Source organism: Alteromonas sp. S167, assembly GCF_036864375.1.
Lineage (GTDB): Bacteria > Pseudomonadota > Gammaproteobacteria > Enterobacterales > Alteromonadaceae > Alteromonas.
Genome location: NZ_JAZETR010000002.1, coordinates 544,923 through 562,434, shown reverse-complemented (window position 1 = coordinate 562,434; position 17,512 = coordinate 544,923). Strand labels below are relative to the sequence as shown.

Here is a 17,512-nt window from a genome sequence, read left to right as displayed (position 1 = left end):
GTAAATTAAACGCTGTAGTACATGTCGAACTCAACTGGGTGAGTAGTCATGTTAAGAGTAGTCACTTCTTCAGACTTAAGGTTGATATATGCATCAATCATGTCGTCAGTCATAACGCCACCCGCTTTAAGGAAGTCACGGTCGTTATCAAGTGCTTCAAGCGCCATTTCTAGCGAGCTTGCAACCGTTGGAATTTCCGCCGCTTCTTCAGCAGGTAGGTCGTACAAGTCTTTATCCATTGCGTCGCCAGGGTGGATCTTGTTCTTAATTCCGTCAAGACCAGCCATAAGCATTGCAGTAAATGCTAGGTATGGGTTAGCTGTTGGGTCAGGGAAACGAACTTCGATACGGCGCGCTTTATCACTAGTAACGTGAGGGATACGGATTGAAGCAGAACGGTTACGTGCAGAGTAAGCAAGCATAACTGGTGCTTCGAAGCCTGGTACAAGACGCTTGTAAGAGTTTGTTGAAGCGTTAGCAAATGCGTTAATTGCGCGCGCGTGCTTAATGATACCACCAATGTAGTAAAGCGCTTCTTCAGAAAGACCAGCATACTTGTCGCCAGCAAAGATGTTAACGCCATCTTTAGAAATTGATTGGTGACAGTGCATACCAGAACCGTTGTCGCCTACAAGTGGCTTAGGCATAAACGTAGCTGTTTGGCCGTATGCGTGTGCAACGTTGTGAACAACATACTTGTAAATTTGGATTTCGTCAGCTTTGTTAACCAGCGTGTTGAATTGACATGCAATTTCGTTCTGGCCAGCAGTAGCAACTTCGTGGTGGTGCGCTTCAATTACAAGGCCCATCTCTTCCATAACAAGACACATAGCAGCACGAATATCGTGTGCAGAATCTACTGGAGGTACTGGGAAGTAGCCGCCTTTCACACCTGGACGGTGCGCCATGTTGCCGCCTTCAAACTCTTCGCCTGAATTCCACTTCGCTTCTGATGAGTCGATTTTGTAGAAAGAACCAGCCATGTCAGTATGGAAACGAACGTCGTCAAAAAGGAAGAACTCTGGCTCAGGACCGAAGAAACATGTGTCGCCGATACCTGTAGACTTAAGGTATTCTTCTGCGCGACGTGCAACAGAACGTGGGTCACGCTCGTAACCTTCCATCGTTGAAGGCTCTACGATGTCACAGCGAATGTTTACTTGAGTTTCCTCTGCAAACGGGTCTACTACAGCGCTTGCTGCATCTGGAAGAAGTACCATGTCAGACTCGTTAATGCCCTTCCAACCAGCAATTGAAGAGCCGTCAAACATTTTTCCTTCTTCGAAGAAATCTTCGTCAACTTGGCTAGCAGGAATTGATACGTGTTGCTCTTTACCTTTTGTATCGGTAAAACGTAAATCTACAAACTTCGCTTCACTTTCTTTAATCAGCTCTAATGCCTTTTCTACTGACATCGTGTCCTCCAGGTTTAATGTAAAAATGCGGAATGATCAGCTTCACCCCAACAGTGAAAAAAGTGAAAGCGATTATCATGCCATCTATATGCATACCGTTTTCTGCGGCATAGGGCAGGGCAAATCACTCTCTAGTAAAGTGTTGCGCACCATTTTGGTGCGCAAGTGCGCCAAAATGGTTCAATAGTTGCGAATTGTTGATCATTAGCCTAGATGACTTTTTGTACACTTACCACCCAAATCGGTTTTTGGCTTGTAATTAATTTGGGCAATCATCGTGATAAGAGAGGGTCTAGAATAATAGCGATAACTTTATTTCGTTTGGGATCAAAAAAAGATGCGCAAATGCCGTGTTTTTTCTGTACAATCCGCGCAAATTTTTCTATCTGCATTTTTTTGCAACAAATCTCGTGCACACTTATTTCATTGTGAAAGGGGTAGGCACCGATTTACACAGGCTCTATATAAGCATGAATACCACTGATATTAGTAAATTGCGTAACATCGCAATTATCGCTCACGTTGACCACGGTAAAACAACCCTGGTAGACAAACTGTTACAACAGTCTGGCACCCTTGAATCTCGAGGCGAGCAAGAAGACCGTGTAATGGACTCGAACGACATCGAGAAAGAACGTGGCATTACCATCCTTGCGAAAAACACGGCAATTAACTGGAATGACTACCGCATTAACATCGTAGATACTCCAGGACACGCCGACTTCGGTGGTGAAGTAGAGCGTGTTATGTCAATGGCCGACTCTGTACTTCTACTTGTAGACGCTCAAGAAGGTCCAATGCCGCAAACGCGTTTCGTAACGCAAAAAGCATTCGCACAGGGTCTTAAGCCAATTGTTGTTATCAACAAAATTGACAAGCCAGGCGCACGTCCTGATTGGGTTATGGATCAAGTGTTCGACCTTTTCGACAACCTAGGTGCAACTGATGAGCAACTAGACTTCCAAGTTGTTTACGCTTCAGCGCTTAACGGCTGGGCATCGCACGATGCAGATGAAAAGGCAGAGGATATGACTGCACTTTTCGAAACTATCGTTGAGCAGGTTTCTGCACCTGACGCCGATGTAGATGGCGCATTCCAAATGCAAATCTCACAGCTTGATTACAACTCGTATGTAGGTGTAATTGGTGTTGGTCGTGTTAAACGCGGTTCAGTTAAGCCTAACCAGCAAGTTACTGTTGTAACTGCTGACGGTCAAAAGCGTAACGGTAAAGTTGGCCTAGTATATGGCTACCTTGGTCTTGCACGTCACGAAGTTGAATCTGCACACGCTGGTGACATCATTGCAATCACAGGTCTTGGCGAGCTTAAGATTTCTGACACTATTTGTGATGTTAACACTGTTGAAGCGCTTCCTCCGCTAACGGTTGACGAGCCAACAGTTACGATGACTTTCCAAGTAAACACGTCTCCGTTTGCTGGTAAAGAAGGTAAGTACGTAACGTCGCGTAACATTCTTGAGCGCTTGAACGATGAGCTTGTTCACAACGTTGCGCTACGTGTAGAAGAAACACAAGATCCGGACAAGTTCCGCGTATCTGGCCGTGGTGAACTTCACCTTGGTATTCTTATTGAAAACATGCGTCGTGAAGGTTACGAACTTGCTGTATCTCGTCCAGAAGTAATTCTGAAAGAGGTAGACGGTGAAACACAAGAACCTTACGAAACGCTAACTATCGACTGTGAAGAGCAACACCAAGGCTCAATCATGGAACAGTTAGGTCTTCGTAAAGCTGAAATGACCGACATGTCTCCAGACGGTAAAGGTCGTGTACGTATCGACTTCGTAATTCCAAGCCGTGGTCTAATTGGTTTCCAAACAGACTTTATGACAATGACGTCGGGCTCTGGTCTTCTTTATCATACGTTCGATCACTATGGCCCTTACAAAGGCGGTATTATTGGTAAGCGTAAGAATGGTGTACTAATTGCGAACGCAAACGGTAAAGCACTAACTAACGCCCTGTTTAACTTGCAAGAGCGTGGTCGCCTATTTATCGGTCACGGTGTTGAAGTTTACGAAGGTATGGTTATTGGTATTCACAGCCGTGACAACGACCTAACGGTAAACGCGCTTAAAGGTAAGCAGCTTACTAACGTTCGTGCATCGGGGACTGATGAAGCACAAACACTTGTTCCACCAATCAAGATGTCTCTTGAGCAAGCGCTTGAGTTTATCGACGATGACGAACTAGTAGAAGTAACACCTGAGTCTATTCGTATTCGTAAGAAGCTTCTTACTGAAAACGAGCGTAAGCGTGCATCTCGCGCACCTAAGTCGTAAACGACTTAAACGCAAAAACGTTGAAAAATGCCAACCTCGTGTTGGCATTTTTTTTGTTTTATCGGCAGATTATTTGTAAGCAACTGACAGTAAAATGAAATAATACCTTTTGATAACTTATCCGAAAGGTGAGTGGAGAAATTACTTGCTACCTTCTATGCTTAGAAATAGTAAAGGTGTGTGATCTTGCACTTAGCGCCAGGTTGTTTAATGCAGTGTGTTGAGTTTCATATTTCTAATTTATAAAGAAGTTTGTAGTGAGGAAGTAAGCCGTGTTCTCAGTTGCTGTTGTTGAAGATGACCCTATTACGTTAGACCTTATTACCGATGCATTAGAGACCAAGCTTAACGCTACGGTATACCCTTTCAGTCGCAGTAAGTTTGCTCGTGACTTCCTCCTTCAACAAACGTCTAATTCTATTAGCTTAGTGATAAGCGATCAGGTAATGCCTGAATTTGACGGTCTTAGTTTACTTAAAACCATTCAAGCGAAAGGGTTGGTTATTCCCTTTCTGCTGATCACTGCCGACCCGCATAAAGACCTTGTTGTTGAGGCTAAAAAGCTCAAGGTTTCAGGGTTTCTGGCGAAACCACTTGATATGAAAGACCTCATCAACAAGTCACAAAAAGTAATGAAGGCACTGGCCTAGAAAGAACTAGCATTCCTAATTAAGTTGATTTCGATATAGTAAAACTGCATTTGCGCCTAGTTTCTTGAAAACGAAACTTCTACACTGGTATCTGAATTTTTATAGAAATGAGATACGGGACTTCACGTGAGCGCGCTATTCGATAATACCCCAGACAGAAAAGACACCTTTTCATTCAAATGGAAAAAATACCAAGGCAAAGACATTATTCCGGCCTGGGTTGCTGATACTGAATTTCGTTGTGCACAGCCTATTCTTGATGCGTTATCCTCACAGATTGAGCACGGTAATATGGGCTACATACTGCCAGCACATCACGAAGGCGCAATAAACGCTGTAGTTCGCTGGCTTAAAGATAAACACCATTGGCATATTGAACCCGAATGGTTGGTATGGACACCGGGTGTGGTGCCTGCCTTTAACGTTGCTTGCAAAGCATATTGTGAAGCGGGTGATAAAGTACTTGTACAAACGCCAAACTATCCTCCACTGTTAGCTGCCCCCAAGTTAAATGGCCTTGAGCGTGTTGATATTGGTACCGTTATTCAACCTGCTACCGACGACACACCAGAACGCTACACGCTAGATTTTGAAGCATTAGAGCGTGAGGCGGCCGACCCTAAGTGTAAGTTGTTTATAGTATGTAACCCGATGAACCCTGTTGGTTCGGTGTTAACACAAGACGAGCTAGACCGTATTGCGGACATCTGCAATAAAAACAACGTAAAGCTTTGCTCTGATGAAATTCACTGCGACCTAATATTAGAGCCAGGTAAAAAACATATTCCCGCAGGACGAGAAGCAGACCTAGCTGAAAACAGCATTACCTTAATGGCTGCCAGTAAAACCTTTAATATTGCAGGTTTAGGCACTTCGTTTGCAATCATCCCTAACCGCAAGTTACGCCAAGCATTCACCCAAGCTGCGGCAGGTATTGTGCCGTGGGTTACCGTATTAGGTCTTGCAGCCACTGAAGCTGCGTTTACTCAATGTGACGACTGGCATCAGGCCCAGTTAGCTTATTTGAAGTCAAATCGCGACAAAGTATTTAACGCCATTAATGAAATAGAAGGGTTAAGCATGATTAAAAATGATGCTACTTTCTTGGCATGGATAGATGCGAGTAAGCTAGGTGTTGAGAATGTTTTAACGTGGGCTGAAGAGAAGGGCGTTGGGCCATCACCTGGTGTCGATTTCCACAAAGCAGATCACTTTAGGATTAACTTTGGCTGTAGTAGTGCTATGTTAGATGATATTTTGTCTCGTCTAGCACGCTAATAGGTCTACAACTATTTAATTCAAGTTTAACGGCTTCTGCTTACTTTTCGCGAATCAGAAGCCGTTTTATTAAGTGAGGGGTTAAAAGAAAACCCCAGAAAGCTTGTAAAGCCCTAAACCAACCACGGTTGTTACCACAACGCCGCCAGCAATATTGCTTTTCCACGTGTTTCTAAATTCACCCAATGCATTACTTTTGTTCATAACAATGAGCAAGAATATGGCAATAATAGGCAACAGAAGGGCATTGGTGGCTTGTGCAAACAAAATTGCTGGTAAAGGTTTAAAACCCAATGCAGCCACACTTACGCCAATGATAATAATTACCAGCCACACAGCCTTGAATGGCTTGCTGTGCATATCATCAGATAGTCCTAACGCACCTGTCACTGCATAGGCTGCGGCAAGAGGTGCAGTAATGGCACTTGTTAGCCCTGCAGCGAATAAACCAAGCGCAAAGAACCATTGTGCTTTATCGCCCAATACTGGTTTAAGTTGTGCGCCCATATTACTGGCATCCATGGTGGCCGCTTGATTGAAAAACGCCATCATTGCTGTTGCCATGACCACAAGGGTTATTAATCCACCCATGCTGATTGCTTTAGCCGACTGTGCTCTGCAGGCCTTCACGGCTGCAGTTTTATCTTGTCCTTTCGATGACTTTGCCACTAGGCTGGCGTGAAGAAACAGATTGTAAGGAACAATAGTGGTACCAATAAGTGCCAGCACGGTTGTGATGGTATCGATATTTAATTGTGGAGAAAGCAGTTGGTTAAACATAGCTGCAAGGTCGGGCTTGGCAACCAGCAACGTAATAAAGAATACCCCAGCCATAATGAAGACGAGGTACACCAATACACTTTCTATCCATTTATAACTGCCAGAATAAAGTAGCGCGATGGCAAGTGCGCCTAGAACTGCCGCCCATGCGCCAATACCAATATCAATAAAGGCGTCTAAACCTATTGCGGCACCGGTTAAATTACCCGACTCGTAAGCTGCATTGCCAATACCGATAGCGCTAACAATTAGTAAAATAAACGCATTTTTAAGCCATGGTTTGTACGCCATTTCCTTCATTGCGCTGGCTAAGCCTTGGCCACTTGCAACACCTAAGCGGGCGGCCATGTCTTGCAGCACAATGGTTGCAAAAACTGAGAACAGCAATGCCCAAACTAAGTGAAAGCCAAAATTTGCCCCTGCCAAGCTAGCAGTAGTAACGGTGCCGGGCCCAATGAATGCGGCAGCGATGATATATCCTGATTTATCTTTTGCCATTGCAACGACTCTTGGTTAAGTTTTGCTATCATGACAATAGGAAAGCAAGCACGCAACAATACCGTTCAATTCTAATCAGAACGTGCTGATTTCCTCATTGTCGCGTGCCAAATTTGAAACTCACTCGTTTGACTTCGTCAGCGGTTGTTAAGTTGACGCTAAACAGGCAGTATCAGAAAAAGGGACGCGAAGCCTAACGTGTCGAGAAAAAGAACGCAAACATATACAGGATTCACCGGTGAGCGAAGCATTACCCATTACATATATACAGGACGTTGTGCAAAAGCACGCTGCTAGCAATGTGCTTCCGCCACCCATGCAAGCCGATGGAATGATATTCGCGGTTGCCGCAACTCCTGAAATTCCTATGCCTGAGCAGTGGATGCCTTGGTTTATTCAGCAAAGCGGCAGCAGGTTAATAGACAGTGATGTTGATGAGCTTGCCGATACACTTATGAATGGATTACGCGCGCATTTAGACTTTATGCGCCAGGGTAGAGGGCCACTTGATAGCGCATTGTTTGTGGCTGTTGATACTCCCTCAGGAGCAAGACCTTCTGAGTCGCTAGTGCTATGGCTGAACGGGCTTTTACAAGTGCATAAAATGGTTGAGCCAGTGTGGCAAAGTGCATGGCGACATTTAGAACAAAAGCGGGATACAAAATCAGATAAAAAGTTATATGAACAGGCAAGCGAAGATAAAGGTAGGGCTCACCAAGGCACACGCGATGATGCTCAAGAGACGCCCGAAGTACGACTGTCACGTTGTCTTAAAATGTTTTCAACACTAGCCAATGTTGAGCTGGCACTAAAACACAGAACTGACGAACAAGCAGCACAGTTAAACGATAATCTAACGCTGTTAATTAAACAACTTCCTGCTGTGCTTCAAGATTATATCAAGCTTGCCGGCGAGCTCGCAGACGCTTTACCTAATCAGTTTGAAATGTTTAATAAGGTGACTTAAGCCAATTTTTGCCTGCGCGCCAACGCAAGCATTTTAGCGCTGCCGCTGCTGGTGATGCCTTTGATCAAGCGTATGTTTTAACGATGCCGTGTAGCTATCAAGCTCAAGCTTTGCCTTTTCATACTCTTCGTTGAGATGCAACGACGATGGCTCGCGCATGAGCGCTTTGAAAGCGAGGTCAGTCTGTTTGAGCAAGTGTTTTAGGTGTTGGTTACTGTCATCCATGTGCTTATCTCGTGTTTAACAAATCAATGTAATCAAACCAAGGTCACCCCTGGCTTGGTCTCCTTTGCAGCACTTGTTCCTTGAGTGCTGTCTTTCATACTACATTGTTTTTTCTTGCTTGATAGTGCAGTTTTTGTAAATTATTACAATGGCTTCACTACAGCCAAACACACAATGGCAAGTACAACCAGAACAGGCGCTTCGTTTAGGAAGCGATAAAAACGGGATGAGTGTCTGTTCTCATCTCGCGCAAACTGCTTTAGTAACTTAAACAAATAGAAGTGGTAGCCATAAAGTGCAAGTAAAAGTAATAACTTTAGGTGTAACCACCCAGACATTTTAAACCATGTTTCTCCGTAACTAACAATAAGCGCTACGCCAAAGACAAGTGTGAGTAAGGCGAATGGCGTTACAAAGAACCATAATCGACGCTCCATTACTTTAAACTCATCTTTAACCACTTGAGACTGTGTAGATGCGTGATAGACGAACAGTCTTGGTAGATAAAAAATACCTGCCATCCATGCGAGCATGAAAAAGATGTGTAATGCCTTAAACCATAAAATGTACATGTTAATAATGCGCCTTCTGTAGGAAGCTTTGTAAGATATTCCAAGTAACTACACCCACAATATCATTTAGCTCCTGATCGTAAATATACACCGCGCCTGAACGCGAATTTTTTAAATGCTCATAAACTTCATGAAGCGTCGACTGTGCACTAATGCCTTCCATTTCATGATAAGTGAGCGCCGATGCATCATGATCTAAACTGACATTGTATTGGACCAGCTTATACTGCACATCTATTTCAAATTTTAATTTTTGAACCACAATTTTAGTTGGATTCTTTTCAAGATGATTGCGTAGAGCGATTTCTGGCGCATCGTGAAATAGTTTGTAGTCTGTGTTCATCGCTGCCAGTACGCCAGTTTTTTCTAACGCTTCTCGGATTGACGATATGGCATACGGCAGGTTTTGGTAATCAAGCTGTCTGATAAATATAGAGCGGTTACCAAAAAACTGAGTAGACGTTACATAAGCAGGCACAATAACCAGCATAGCGGGTAAAATGATTTGTGGGCTGTAGGACAGTTCCATTACAGCAGATAAAGCGGCTAAGGGCGCATGCAGCACCGCAGTTAGCATGCCGGCAATGCCGAGAAGCGCAAAACTACTAGTGAACTCGGGTACGTCGATAAAATAGGACAGTGGCAGAAGTAGCACGGCGCCAGCTAACATACCGATTACCATTACAGGGCCTATAATCCCTCCAGGTATACCTAGCCCAATAGCAAAAACCGCTAAAATTACTTTAAATACCAAAGTGGATATCAGTAACAACGTGCCTGGCGAACTTGCAAACAGATGCTCAACATCAACAAAACTTGCCCCTAGAGCCTCAGGAATCAACATGCCAATAATGCCGGTTATTGCTGCCGCTAACACCAAACGCCACACCATAGAAACTGGTCTGAACCATGTCATTACACGCATTAATTGGCTGTTAAATAACACGGCAAGTATGCCAAGCAATATACCCAACACAACTAAGTAGAAATACATCCACTGACTAATGGCGTGAAACGAAAGAAAGGACAGCTCGTTTACTTCACCAAATACAATACGTGTAAGCACTGAACCGCATGCTGCCGCTAGCATAACGGGCACGAAAATGTGTATTTTGTATTCTCTCAATACCACTTCCATCACGAAAATAACAGCAGCAAATGGGGTGTTGAATGAAGCGGAAATACCTGCGGCGATACCGCATCCAGCCAGTATTCTTATACTGTTATAAGGTAAACGCAGCCACTGACCTAAAAAACCACTTCCCGACGCGCCCAGGTGAACAGACGGGCCCTCTCGACCCACTACAAAACCACCGGCAAGGGCTAGCATGCCACCAAAGAACTGGTTTATCGTGGTGCGAAAAGGAATATGGCCGTAGTAGTACTTAACCCTGTGAATAACAAAAGGAATGCCCAACCGATAGTGCTTAAAGCCCGTAAGAAAAGCGATAAACAAAATAAGCATCACGCTTATAAACGGCATAACTAGCCATACAAGCCAGTCGTATTTAAGAAAAGACTGCAACGTTGTAATGCCGGTTTCTTGAAGCCATTCAACGCATAATCTGAAAAGTATAATAATAAACGCTGCGCTGGTGCCGCCAACAATACCTAACAGGCATAACTGCACTGATGTGCGTGGGTGAGCAACTTCCTCTCTTAAAGCCTGTATGCGCATGATGTGTTACAGTAGAATCAACATAGGATAGAAGCTTACCACAAACACTTAATTTTCATAATCTTAAGAACGTGGTGTTTAAGCATGAAAATTGACGTAGAAAATGACAGTTGATCAATTAAAAGCAGTGCTGGGAAGTCATAAATGGTCGCTTATCATGGCGTTTGTCATGATATTAATGATTGGCTTTGGTTATCAAACCGCGCGCTATTTCGATGAAGGTGACAGTAAAAAAGTACGTGCGCAGCAAGACACTATTAATGTGCTTTCTGAAGAAAATAACAAGCTCACTACAAGCGTTAATCAGCTTGAGGTTGCGCTTGAAATTGCCAAACTTGAAACCGAAAAAATGACAAACGTTGTAAATGAACAGCGTAAAGAGCTTGAGGCACAGCAAGAGCTTATTGCTTTTTACGAGCGCGTTGTGGCTCCTGAAAAGTCGGAAGATGGCTTCGCAATTGAGGGCGTAGAAGTTTTTAAACTGGCCAATAACCGTTACCAGCTTCGTTTAGTGTTGTTGCAATCTCGTAAGCAAAAAGCGGTAATAAACGGCGCACTGAACGTCACGCTTACAGGCCAAAAAGATAACTCGAAATACACAGTTTCTTCAGGCAACGAAAGCTTTATCGCACAAGACATTAAATATAGATTCCGGTTTTTCCAAGCTGTTAATGTGGCGTTTGACTTACCTGATGATGTAAAGCCTGACACTATTTCATTTTCTACCGCGTTTTATCAATACAAAACCCGAAAAGGCGACTATACGCTTTCTATACCCTGGGACGAGGCGTTAACAACGGTTATTGAGCCTCAGAAATAAATCAGTGAACGCCTTTGGCTTTGATTGCTTATATTAATGTTACGCTCCAAATAAGTGTTTGATTAATAAGTGTTCAATTGATTGCGTAAACGCACATTATTCAAGGCCAATGGAGCCTTAACAGTTGCCGTTAGAGGGAATTTTGATACAGTGACAGTCAAGTAAATAAGGGCGTGTTACTGCGCCCTTAGGCTTTTTATTCTAAGCGGTGTTAAAAGCCTTTCTAGGAAGAAAAAATGACAGAAACGTGCTTTCGCATGAAGGGTACAACGCTAACTAGCATTGTACTTGAAGTAATAGAGTTTGAATTAGATGAGTTTGAAGCGCAACTCACGCAAAAAGTAGCAAGTGCTCCACAATTTTTTACCCGTTCATCATTAATTTTGCATTTGTTGAAGCCATTGTCTGCAACTGAGTTTGAATTGCTGGTGGCCTTATGCAAGCGTCTAAATCTTCAGCCCATGGCAGTAAAGGGGCAAGTTGCCGAACTTAAACCTGTTATTAACGATTTGGGCTTAGCTGATGTTAGCCAGAGTAAGTTTACTGACAGTGCACTTAAATCGCAGCGTTCAGAGACAAATAGCGAAGAAGGCGCGGGCATCAATTCCTCTCAAAAAGAACAGAACAGCGCCGTGAAGGCAGAAAATGCCAATAACAGTACAGTGCAGTCTTTACCAACGGCACAGACGCCAAGTGTGCTTAAGCCTGCAAAAGTAGTATCACGCCCAGTGCGTTCAGGACAGCAAATTTACGCCCAGGGTAGCGACTTAGTGGTTACTGCATCGGTTAGCGAAGGCGCTGAATTATTGGCTGACGGCAATATACATGTTTACGGCACGCTTAGAGGCCGTGCGCTAGCCGGGGTGAAAGGTAACAGCAACGCGCGGGTGTTTTGCCAGTCGTTAGACGCTGAATTGGTATCTATAGCAGGCCAGTTCATTATGCATGAATCTGTGAAGGGCGATTGTTGGAAAAAGCCCGCACAAATATTTTTAGAAGAAGAAACATTACGTATTGCACCGCTTAGCTAAGTGTAAAAGCTAAGCACTATTAGCTTAAGCGTAAAAAAACTTAGCGCTAATAACCGTGTTGCAGTGCGAAAAATAGGAAAAGTATATGGCAAAGATTATCGTAGTTACGTCAGGTAAAGGTGGCGTAGGAAAAACCACATCAAGTGCAGCTATAAGCACAGGGCTTGCATTGGCTGGCAACAAAACCGTGGTAATAGATTTTGATGTGGGCTTACGTAACCTAGACCTTATTATGGGCTGTGAGCGCCGTGTGGTATACGACTTCGTTAACGTTATTAATAAAGAAGCTACGTTGAAGCAAGCACTGATTAAAGATAAGCGCACAGACAACTTATTTATACTTCCTGCGTCTCAAACGCGTGACAAAGATGCACTTACCATTGAGGGCGTTCAAGCCGTATTGGATGAGCTTAAGAAAGACTTCGATTTTATTATCTGCGATTCACCAGCTGGTATCGAGCAGGGCGCGCAAATGGCACTGTATTTTGCTGACGAAGCCATTGTAGTAACCAACCCTGAAGTGTCTTCTGTACGTGATTCAGATCGCATTTTAGGTATTTTGCAAAGTAAGTCGCTCCGCGCAGAAAAAGGCGAGTCGGTAAAGGAGCACTTGCTGCTTACACGATACAACCCTACACGTGTTGAAAGCGCAGAAATGCTAAGCGTTGCCGATGTAGAAGAAATATTAGCTATTCCATTGCTAGGTGTTATCCCAGAGTCTGAAGCAGTACTGAAAGCGTCTAACCAAGGGCAACCTGTCATTTTGGATGAAGAAGCAAATGCAGGGCAAGCCTACGCCGACGCAGTAAAACGATTGTTGGGTGAAGATATCCCACATCGCTTTCTTGAGGCAGAGAAGAAAGGATTCTTCAAGCGACTGCTAGGAGGTAAGTAATGGGCATTTTTGATTTGCTTAAGAAAAAGCAAAAACCAAGTACAGCTGCGGTAGCAAAAGAGCGTTTACAAATTATTGTAGCGCATGAGCGAAAAAAACGTTCCGAGCCCGATTATCTACCTATGATGCAGCAAGAAATTATTCAGGTGATCCGTAAATATGTCACTATTGCTGATGACCAAGTGTCGGTGCAGCTGGACAATAATGATGATTGCAGTGTTTTAGAATTAAACGTTACCCTTCCAGAACAGTAAGCAGCATAGCAATCAAGCGCTAATATAATGAAAATGCTCACAACATAACGTGTCTCTTGTGTTATTAGTCTTTTGGCTAATAACACAAGAGAAGTATTGTTGTGATTGCTTTTTGAACTAGACTGAATTTAAGGACATGCACTCAGTCTATCAAATTAAGGCGTTTATGCTTACCGAGTGCTCTGATACGGAGGGTGCTATGGGCGCACTTGATACAGTAGACACTGACTTGGTGCATACGGAATTGACTGAGCAGGACCAAGCCAATACTGCGTTGCAAAACGAAGTCGCACTGCTTAAGCGGCGACTTGAGCGTGAAAAGCAAGCACGTCATTCTGCAGAGAGTATGCTTGACGAATACGCACAGAAAACTTACCTAGCTAACGAGAAACTTCGTGAGGCTATTCTTCACAGTACCGAAAAACAAGCTGAAATAGAGTTCTTAGTTAAATCGGCACAAGAGCATAAAAATAGCGGCAGTAGACAAACCTATGTAGAATCACTACTGGGTCTGTGTTTCGAGTTCACCTCGGCCAGCTATGCCACCTGCTTATTCAGCCAAAACGGAGTATTTGAAACTAACTCGCTTGTGAAAGGGGAATTAAACCCTGACTATGGCGATATTGATATTGCTTCCCTCATTCCCGCCTCAATCGACAATATTATTAACTCTTGGTGTATTCAGGAATTACCGTTAAACGAAGAGCAGGACAGTGAAAACCGCACGGTTTGGTTTGTATACTCTAATTTCGAGTATGACAATAAAAGATTGGGTTGGATGGGACTGTTAATAGAAACCCCAACTATTGATGTTGAAATGCTTTTTATTTTAGATACGCATCTTGCTCAGCTTAGATTGGGTCTTGAAAAACTGAACATGGATAAGTCAGCAGCGCAAACATTTCAGCTTAGTAGCAAACTGCAAGAAGAACTTAGTGAGGTGAAGCGTCAGCTAGCCATAGCCGACAGAATGTCGTCTTTGGGGTTGCTTGCCAGCGGCGTGGCACACGAAATCAATAATCCTTTGGCGTTTATCTCTGCCAACAACAAATACCTCAAAAAAACACTTTCTAGCTTGTTCCTGTCGCTTACCGATTTAGCTGATGAACATGAGTTGAGTAATGACGTTGCGCTCTTGCTAGATAAGCTTTCAAAATTGGAGCTGTCTATAAACGAAGTGCTGCAAGACAATATGGAAGGTATTGAGCGCTTAAGTAACATTAGCAACAGTTTGCGTACCTTTGTGTATCGCGGTGAAACCGAATTTACGCCTGTCGATTTAAACGAGCTAGCATCTCATGCTGCTAAAATTGCTTCTTACAGCAAGCAATACAAACAGGCGCTCCAAGTTAATCTTTTTGAAGGCAAAGCTACAGTACACGCTAACCGAGGCGAAATAGAGCAGGTTGTTTTAAATATTATTATTAACGCGCTTCACGCCACATCAAAGGGTGGTGATGTGGTAGTAACGGTAGATGAAGCTGATAGTAACTACGTTGTGTCGATAAAAGACAGTGGCGTAGGTATTAGTGAAGAAAATCTACAAAAAATTTTTTCTCCTTTTTTCACTACTAAGCCTATTGGCCAAGGTACGGGCCTCGGCTTAGCTATATCAAAAAATATCATTGCGGCGCATAACGGCGCTTTAGCGGTAGAGTCGACAGTGAATGTTGGCTCCTGTTTCACAATTAGCATGCCCAAGCTAAGACCGGCCAATATGGAGCATCATGACGAAGGCCAGAAAAGTTAGATATTTTGTTGGTTAATGGAGAAAAGTGCAGTTCGGCGTACACCCGAATGTTTACCGGTATATACCGTTTACTTGTTTTGTTAACTTTTGCCCCAATAGTTGATGAAAATACTCAAGTATTAGATAATTGTGCGCAACAGTGTGTATAGGCGCACGGTAATTATTAAGAGGTAGGTATGTCTGTAGAAACGGCGTTGCCAATTGAATTTTCTGACGCAGCAGCAGCACAAGTAAAAGCCCTTGTTACAGAGGAAGAGAATCTTGACCTAAAGCTGCGTGTTTATGTTACCGGTGGTGGCTGTTCGGGTTTTCAGTACGGCTTCACATTCGACGAAAAAGTTAACGAAGGTGATATGACTATCGAAAAAGATAGCGTAACGCTGGTTGTCGACCCAATGAGCCTGCAATACTTAGTTGGCGGTGTGGTTGACTATGTAGATGGTCTAGAAGGTTCTCGTTTTCTTGTTCAAAACCCTAATGCTACAACCACATGTGGCTGCGGCGCTAGCTTCAGCGTGTAATAAAGGTTAACAATCATAAGCATACATCTTATTAATTTGTATGCTTATCGGTTGTACTTCAGCTCGCTCTTCCCATTCTTTTCATATTCCAGCTACACTCATTTCATCAAAATTTTCGCTTAAGGCATTTTGTATGAAATTGTATGGCTCCACTACTTCTCCCTATGTTCGTAGAATTCGTATTGTGCTTTCTTCCACTGAACACGAATTTTTAAATTTACAAATCTTCTCGGGTGCAGACCGCGATTTATTAGCGTCTCGTAACCCCACATTAAAGGTGCCTTGCTTAGAAGATGATGGGCGGGTCATTTTCGACTCAAGACTCATTTACCGTTATCTGGCTGAAAAGCTTGGACATACTGGCTTATCGTGGGAAGAAGAAAATCAGCTAACGCTTATCGATGCAGCAAACGATTCGTTTGTGCAGTTAATGTTGTTAAAGCGGTCTGACTTCGACATTAGTCAGGATAAAATGTATTACCGTTTGCAAAATGAAAGAATTGAAGCCGTGCTTGGTGCATTGTCAGAACAAGTAGATGCAGGTGGTTTAACTGGGTGGGCTTATCCAGAAATTTGTCTTTATACTATGATTGACTGGGTGCTTTTTAGAGAGCTGCACAACATGAAGGCGTACCCACAGCTGCTAGCTTTTCACGAAAAACATCATCATCGCATTGAAGTAACCGCTACCGATCCACGTAACTAGTAAAAGTAATTTAAAGCGGTTAAGGCTATTAGGCGCGATGCTTAATAGCCCTGCTCGAAGTTAAATGCGTAGTTAAGAGGCTTATTTGTGGCATAGCGTAATGCGTTGTTTAAAAACACATCTGCTATGTCGCTTGGTGCCGATTCAGCAGCGGTATGTGCTGTAATTGAAATGTTGGGATGTGTCCAAAACGCGTGACCGGCAGGCAGGGGCTCTTGTCTAAACACATCTAACACGGCATGCGCCAATTTTCCCTCATCTAAGCTTTTTATAAGAGCGTCTTCATCTACCGCGCTGCCGCGCCCGGCATTAATGAAAATACTGTGTGGTTTTAACTGATTCAGCAAATCATAAGACACCATATTTTGTGTATTCGGTGTATCAGGCATTAAGTTAACAACGTGATCTGCGCGTTTTGCAAAGTCAGCTATTTCATCGGGTGTGTATACTTTGTCAGTACCTTCAACATGAGAACCACTTCGCGAAAGCCCAACAACATGCATGCCAAAGGCTTTCGCCACAGGTATTAACGCTTGCCCAATACTGCCGATGCCCAATATACCTAATGTTTGCCCATTCAGAGGAAGCCTGCTTGATGCCTCCCACTTAGGCGGTGATGCTAGTTGATTCGCTTCAAAAGTAGGGATGTTTCTTGCGTGCTGTAACAAATAGGCAAATACGTATTCGCGCATCAACTTACCAAAAACACCTTTCAGTCCGGTTAGCACATAGTCTTTTTTGTTCAATTGCAGAAGTGGTGTATTGCCCGCCCATGTTGACTGACACCACGTCAAGCTTGGGCACTTTTCAATAATGCTTGCAGCAAGGTCGGGGTCGGCGAGTAAAACACTAACATTGTTTACGTCTATGTTTGTTACAGACATCGCGCACTGCACAACGTCAATCGATACGTCAGCGAACTTCGCTGCTTGGTGGTTCAATTGGGTCGTTATAGCTTGTTTAATTTCTGGAGCTTCGTCACTTAGAATAGTGAGAGCAATAGTGCTCAAATCGCTTGTTTTCATTAGCTTCTCTCTTTCCAAGTAAACATTTCTTTCCTCTTAGCATCCTACTTATCGGGCTGCGCTTTGTTCTAAAGTTGTGATTAAAGTTTTACATTTTTGTAAATGAAGAAGTGTCATATCAATAAACATTGGTATCAATACGTA

The 17,512-nt window shown here is 43.4% G+C and carries 17 protein-coding genes; 11 read left to right on the top strand and 6 right to left on the bottom strand.

The genetic code is table 11. The features are described from left to right. Window positions 1–5 precede the first annotated feature (5 nt). Complete coding sequence (gene glnA / locus V7R35_RS05705) at window positions 6–1,415, bottom strand: glutamate--ammonia ligase (RefSeq protein ID WP_334013749.1); 1,410 nt, start codon at window positions 1,413–1,415, stop codon at window positions 6–8. Between the two features lie 470 nt (window positions 1,416–1,885). On the opposite strand from glnA, the gene typA reads away from it, so the two are divergent. From typA to V7R35_RS05690, 3 genes are all read left to right on the top strand, one after another. Further along, the gene (gene typA, locus V7R35_RS05700) at window positions 1,886–3,718 is read left to right on the top strand and encodes a translational GTPase TypA (protein ID WP_334013748.1); all 1,833 of its coding nucleotides are present in this window, start codon (window positions 1,886–1,888) and stop codon (window positions 3,716–3,718) included. A 272-nt stretch (window positions 3,719–3,990) separates the two neighbouring features. Continuing rightward, a complete protein-coding gene (locus tag V7R35_RS05695) occupies window positions 3,991–4,368 on the top strand; it encodes a response regulator (protein WP_334013747.1) in 378 nt (125 codons plus the stop codon). Between the two features lie 126 nt (window positions 4,369–4,494). Then, the gene (locus tag V7R35_RS05690; RefSeq protein ID WP_334013746.1) at window positions 4,495–5,646 is read left to right on the top strand and encodes a MalY/PatB family protein; all 1,152 of its coding nucleotides are present in this window, start codon (window positions 4,495–4,497) and stop codon (window positions 5,644–5,646) included. Between the two features lie 81 nt (window positions 5,647–5,727). On the opposite strand, the gene V7R35_RS05685 is transcribed toward V7R35_RS05690, so the two are convergent. Next, window positions 5,728–6,924 (bottom strand): Nramp family divalent metal transporter, encoded by a 1,197-nt coding sequence (locus V7R35_RS05685; RefSeq protein WP_334013744.1) that lies wholly within the window; start codon window positions 6,922–6,924, stop codon window positions 5,728–5,730. A 238-nt stretch (window positions 6,925–7,162) separates the two neighbouring features. Here V7R35_RS05685 and V7R35_RS05680 point away from each other — a divergent pair, with 238 nt between their 5' ends. After that, the gene (locus V7R35_RS05680; protein WP_334013743.1) at window positions 7,163–7,891 is read left to right on the top strand and encodes a UPF0149 family protein; all 729 of its coding nucleotides are present in this window, start codon (window positions 7,163–7,165) and stop codon (window positions 7,889–7,891) included. 33 nt (window positions 7,892–7,924) lie between these two features. Here V7R35_RS05680 and V7R35_RS05675 read toward each other — a convergent pair whose 3' ends face one another. From V7R35_RS05675 to V7R35_RS05665, 3 genes are all read right to left on the bottom strand, one after another. Beyond that, the gene (locus tag V7R35_RS05675) at window positions 7,925–8,116 is read right to left on the bottom strand and encodes a hypothetical protein (RefSeq protein WP_334013742.1); all 192 of its coding nucleotides are present in this window, start codon (window positions 8,114–8,116) and stop codon (window positions 7,925–7,927) included. 143 nt (window positions 8,117–8,259) lie between these two features. Then, on the bottom strand, window positions 8,260–8,688 hold the full coding sequence (locus V7R35_RS05670) for a CopD family protein (RefSeq protein ID WP_334013741.1): 429 nt from the start codon (window positions 8,686–8,688) through the stop codon (window positions 8,260–8,262). 1 nt (window position 8,689) lies between these two features. Next, the gene (locus V7R35_RS05665; protein WP_334013740.1) at window positions 8,690–10,366 is read right to left on the bottom strand and encodes a chloride channel protein; all 1,677 of its coding nucleotides are present in this window, start codon (window positions 10,364–10,366) and stop codon (window positions 8,690–8,692) included. 103 nt (window positions 10,367–10,469) lie between these two features. Here V7R35_RS05665 and V7R35_RS05660 point away from each other — a divergent pair, with 103 nt between their 5' ends. From V7R35_RS05660 to V7R35_RS05630, 7 genes are all read left to right on the top strand, one after another. Then, on the top strand, window positions 10,470–11,186 hold the full coding sequence (locus V7R35_RS05660; RefSeq protein WP_334013739.1) for a DUF6776 family protein: 717 nt from the start codon (window positions 10,470–10,472) through the stop codon (window positions 11,184–11,186). Between the two features lie 236 nt (window positions 11,187–11,422). Beyond that, window positions 11,423–12,217, top strand: a complete 795-nt coding sequence (minC, locus tag V7R35_RS05655) for a septum site-determining protein MinC (RefSeq protein ID WP_334013738.1) — start codon at window positions 11,423–11,425, stop codon at window positions 12,215–12,217. A gap of 85 nt (window positions 12,218–12,302) precedes the next feature. Next, window positions 12,303–13,112, top strand: a complete 810-nt coding sequence (gene minD / locus V7R35_RS05650) for a septum site-determining protein MinD (protein WP_334013737.1) — start codon at window positions 12,303–12,305, stop codon at window positions 13,110–13,112. Beyond that, window positions 13,112–13,366: a cell division topological specificity factor MinE gene (gene minE, locus V7R35_RS05645; RefSeq protein ID WP_334013736.1), complete on the top strand. Its 255-nt coding sequence runs from the start codon at window positions 13,112–13,114 to the stop codon at window positions 13,364–13,366. The genes minD and minE overlap by 1 nt, the downstream gene beginning before the upstream one ends. A gap of 199 nt (window positions 13,367–13,565) precedes the next feature. Next, window positions 13,566–15,116: a sensor histidine kinase gene (locus V7R35_RS05640; protein WP_334013735.1), complete on the top strand. Its 1,551-nt coding sequence runs from the start codon at window positions 13,566–13,568 to the stop codon at window positions 15,114–15,116. A 176-nt stretch (window positions 15,117–15,292) separates the two neighbouring features. Next, a complete protein-coding gene (gene erpA, locus V7R35_RS05635) occupies window positions 15,293–15,637 on the top strand; it encodes an iron-sulfur cluster insertion protein ErpA (protein ID WP_334013734.1) in 345 nt (114 codons plus the stop codon). 133 nt (window positions 15,638–15,770) lie between these two features. Next, on the top strand, window positions 15,771–16,343 hold the full coding sequence (locus V7R35_RS05630) for a glutathione S-transferase family protein (RefSeq protein ID WP_334013733.1): 573 nt from the start codon (window positions 15,771–15,773) through the stop codon (window positions 16,341–16,343). A gap of 41 nt (window positions 16,344–16,384) precedes the next feature. Here V7R35_RS05630 and V7R35_RS05625 read toward each other — a convergent pair whose 3' ends face one another. After that, a complete protein-coding gene (locus tag V7R35_RS05625) occupies window positions 16,385–17,368 on the bottom strand; it encodes a D-2-hydroxyacid dehydrogenase (protein ID WP_334013732.1) in 984 nt (327 codons plus the stop codon). Window positions 17,369–17,512 lie beyond the last annotated feature (144 nt).